Origin of the sequence: Microcoleus sp. PH2017_34_RAT_O_A (genome assembly GCF_020737885.1) — a bacterium.
Lineage (GTDB): Bacteria > Cyanobacteriota > Cyanobacteriia > Cyanobacteriales > Microcoleaceae > Microcoleus.
Genome location: NZ_JAEQDD010000183.1, coordinates 1 through 4010, shown reverse-complemented (window position 1 = coordinate 4010; position 4010 = coordinate 1). Strand labels below are relative to the sequence as shown.

At 43.9% G+C, this 4010-nt stretch carries 3 protein-coding genes and 2 pseudogenes; 2 read left to right on the top strand and 3 right to left on the bottom strand.

The window, feature by feature from the left end; genetic code table 11:
* Both JGK11_RS32455 and JGK11_RS32450 read left to right on the top strand, forming a co-directional pair.
* Positions 1 to 468 (top strand): annotated as a pseudogene (locus tag JGK11_RS32455) (IS5/IS1182 family transposase); the annotation flags it as partial.
* A gap of 94 nt (positions 469 to 562) precedes the next feature.
* Positions 563 to 889, top strand: a pseudogene (locus tag JGK11_RS32450) (transposase); the annotation flags it as partial.
* 223 nt (positions 890 to 1112) lie between these two features.
* Here the strand turns inward: JGK11_RS32450 and JGK11_RS32445 are convergent.
* From JGK11_RS32445 to JGK11_RS32435, 3 genes are all read right to left on the bottom strand, one after another.
* Positions 1113 to 1853 carry a Uma2 family endonuclease gene (locus JGK11_RS32445; protein ID WP_293193981.1) on the bottom strand — a complete coding sequence of 247 codons (741 nt, stop codon included), beginning with the start codon at positions 1851 to 1853 and terminating at the stop codon, positions 1113 to 1115.
* Between the two features lie 297 nt (positions 1854 to 2150).
* Positions 2151 to 3245 carry an ArsA family ATPase gene (locus tag JGK11_RS32440; protein ID WP_293187171.1) on the bottom strand — a complete coding sequence of 365 codons (1095 nt, stop codon included), beginning with the start codon at positions 3243 to 3245 and terminating at the stop codon, positions 2151 to 2153.
* Positions 3246 to 3470: 225 nt separating this feature from the next.
* Positions 3471 to 3671 (bottom strand): DUF2862 domain-containing protein, encoded by a 201-nt coding sequence (locus JGK11_RS32435; protein ID WP_293155850.1) that lies wholly within the window; start codon positions 3669 to 3671, stop codon positions 3471 to 3473.
* Between the last annotated feature and the right edge of the window lie 339 nt (positions 3672 to 4010).

The window sequence follows — 4010 nt, the reverse complement described above, 5'->3', positions numbered from 1 at the left end:
ACAGAGCCAGAAAAGAATACCTAACCATAGCAAAACAAAAAAAGCCACGACGAAAATCAAGAAGAAAAGCCATTAAAAAACAACTGCAATACATCCAAAAAAATTTGGCTAGTATAGAGCGAATGGGTGAGCTACAGTTATTAACCAAATCTCATTATAGAATGCTGTTAGTAGTTACAGAAGTCTACCGCCAACAGTTGTTAATGTACGAAAAGAAAGAACATAGTATTCCCGACAGAATAGTAAGTTTAACGCAACCACAGATCCGCCCGCTCCGTGAGAGGGAAAGCTGGGAAATCCGTTGAATTTGGGGCAAAACTGTCAGCCAGTTGTCGCAATGGGTACGTATTTTTAGACCGAATTAGTTGGGGTAACTTCAACGAATCAGGAGACTTAAAAATACAAGTAGAAGCATTTAAACAATTCACCGGATTTTACCCTGAATCAATTCATGTAGATCGGATATATAGCCTTTCTCAAAAAGATGAGGTATAACTGGCAGATCGTATAACTGCTTAGACTAAGAGGGCTCGCATCCCAACAACGTACCTCATCTTTCTGAGAACCGCTATATCGAACAGAAGAAAATAGAGTTTGGTGCAAAGAACTCGGCATCAGAATGAGCGGTGTCCGTCTAGGAAGACCTCCCAAAAATCTGAGCAAATTAATAAAAAAACAAGCTCAATCAGACGAGAGAATTCGTAACTTAATTGAGGGAAAGTTTGGAGAAGCTAAAAGAAGATTCAGCCTTGGTAGAGTGATGGCTAAACTTAATAATACTTCTGAAACAAGCATCGCTATAACTTTTATGGTGATGAATCTTTCTGCCAGGGTACGGCAGGCTTTTTGGCTTTTTTTCTGTCTATTTCATAACAAAAACCTTTTTTGATGTTTTTTGGCTTAAATCATTGGTAAAAGCTATGTTTTGCCATCATAAAATTAACACCACTTATATTGTCGAGGCGATCTCAAATTCACTCATCTTTCTAAATGCTGTTTTCTGACTTTTTCAGCAAGCCCTAATTATGCGATCGCCACCCCTTGACAGGTCAAGACAGTATCTACGGAGATTATGTACGCGATTTAAATCGGCGTTTAAATTGCCCAATCATCTATTGCAATTGATTTGGATCGATTCCCATTGCTCGGAGTTGAGCTTCTAAGGCTTGCGATCGCGATCGTTCTTGCTCGAGCAAAGTTTCAGCCTCAGTCGCCCGTTCCTCTGCTTGTTGTCGCAGTTGCTCTGCTTCAGTCGCTTGTGCTTCCGCTTGGCGCCGCAGTTGAGCGAGTTCCACAAAACTCATAAATGCTTCTCCGTTTGGCCCGAACATTTCGAGTCCGGTTTCAGATAATTGGAACCGCACGCCCAATCTCGGACTGATCCAACCGTCTATTTGTTCGATCGCCTCTAACTCTTCCTCAACCCGCTGCCATCCTGTCAATTCTAATGTTTGTGGGTCGTACAAATAGTATTCTTCCACGCCGTAACGTTCGTAAAATTTGAACTTTTGAATCATCGGAGCAGGCCGATTTCCCGGCGACCAAATTTCAAAAACGACTTGCGGCGGAATATTATCTTCATTCCACTGTTGATAGGAACCTCGATATCCTTTTGGTCTACCAAAAACTACCATCACATCTGGTGCTTGGCAAAGTTTATTATTTCTTTCAACGGGATACCAAAGCAAGTCGCCGGCTACGAAAACATTCGGGTCATTCGCAAACAATAGTTCGGAATTTTCCTTAATCCAAACGATTAATCGAAACTGCTCAGTATTGTCTGACATTGGTTCTCCGTTATCGTCAGGGTATACGATGTTTTGTTGGTCGGGAGATTGCAGTTGTGTAACCATTGCTGTTTTCCCAAATTTGCTAATGATTTTATATTATAGACGCACTGCGGGCGATCGTATTTTCCAAGATTTATCGATAATTTTCAGTGTTTGTGGTCGTAGGGTGCGGATCCATGAAAAATCCCTAAATTATAGCCTTTCTCGGAAAGATGAGGTATGACTGACAGCTTATATAACCATTTAAACGTATAGGGCCCAAGCCCAACAACGTACCCCATACAACTACTAATAAAAATAATGTGGAACGGGCATCTTGCCCGTTCCAAAATTTACCCAAAATCCCGAACAACTTAACTGCTAAAAAGAAATAATCAAGTAACCATTCTGGAATTTAGCACCTGTGACAGATTTTCCAGTTAGCGCCGGAGGAAGCAAGATATTGCGCCGCTGATCGCCCGCTTCGATCGTCACTTCCGGCCCGGATTGAATCAATTTAATTTCTTTCTTGTCAAACCCAGGCAAAAACAAACTAACTAGACGCTGTGCAGTGTTGATGTTAATCGGTTTAGGAGCTTTCCCAGCTTCAGAAAAATCTGGCAAAGCATCAATTAACGGCTGCCAATTATTATCGCTGTGGGCCGGCACAGAAACTGCTGTCAAAGGATCGAAATCAGCAGCAATCGTTTCTGTAAGCGGTGCTTGATTGACAATCACACCGCCGACAGTTAAACCAATTTGTTGAGAACTTCCCCACAAATAGCGCGCAGTGCCGATCGCACTTGCATCCCCAGTCGTCACCAAATAAGCGGCGGTGCGGTTCGGATCTGCCAGCGCTTCCTTACCCTTATCCAACAGATTATCGACTTGCTTGGTAGATTGAAAAGCATTGTCTCCCGACATATCCACCGTCAACACGGTACTGACAACCGGTTGAATAAAAGGCGACAAAGCTTTCCCCAAATCCGAATCTACCAACGCTTGGCGGAAGCGACGGATGTACCAGCTCAAAATTTCCGGCATTCCCAACATCCGCAGCGTATCCATGCCGCCGCTGCCGTCATACACAATGACATCATATTGTTTGCTGTCGTCGTATTCCCGAAGTTCATTCAACGCCAGCGCGCTGTCCATCCCAGGTAACACTCCCAATTCTTGCCCGTAAATCTGCTTGAAAAACGGAGTGCGGACATATTGAGCTTCTAGTTGTTTAATTTCGTCCCACCTGCGTTCTAGCAGCGGCGCGCTGTTCACCTGAACTGCTTTGAAGTTGGGGGCGATTTCCTGTGGCGTGGGAGTCAGGGGAACCCCTAGCAGAATACCCAATGCAGGCCCCGGATCTTGGCCGAGTAGCAGAACTCGCTTGCCTTGAGCCGCATATTTTTTAGCTGTTGCGATCGCGATCGTGCTGCGGCCAGTGCCGCCTTTGCCCAAAAATGTCAAAATCAAAGCCATTTTCTGTTCTCAGTGCCAAAGCTTACTACTTAACATTTAAGCGCAACCTTCAGCCAGAGTTGTCAGTTGTCAGTGGGTAGTTGTCAGTGGTTAGTGGGCTGTGGGCAGTGGGCAGTAGGTAGTTGTTCTTTCTGATTCCTGATGTGTGAGTTGTTAGCTGCTACCAATAACAACTGACAACTGACAACTAACAACTGCCCACTGCCCACTGACAACGGCCTTCTACTAAACTGCTTCTAGCTCATCTTCAAAGAACCAAGTCGCAAAACCGTCAAACTTGACAACCACGCCTACTCCGCTGCCATCAACCATTCTGAATCCGTCAACAGTGCCTACTGGATTTTCCTTTATCTTGCCCACCATATTTGCAGGTATCCGATCTCTGAGACGGCGTACCTTAACTCTCTGACCTACTTCTATTGCCACTGAAATTGTTCTCCTGCTCTACATAACTTATATACAAGCGTTCATTTTACAGTTTGGCGGTCTCGATCGAGCAGCAACACCACCGGGCCCGATCGCCCGCCATGATTTTCCAGCGAAATTTTCGATCAAATTTCCCTAAAAGACGGTATTATAAAACTTTATTAAGTTTGTAAGCAGTAGTAAGCAATAGTAGTATCATATAGTCAAAATGGTCAACTGAGAGAATTATTGCGATCGTCCAAAAATGGAGAGTCTGAATGCAACTAGCAGAGAGGCACATCATTAAATCCACCGAGAATCGTTTTGTTGAAATTGACGAATTAGCCTTTAAATCCAAAA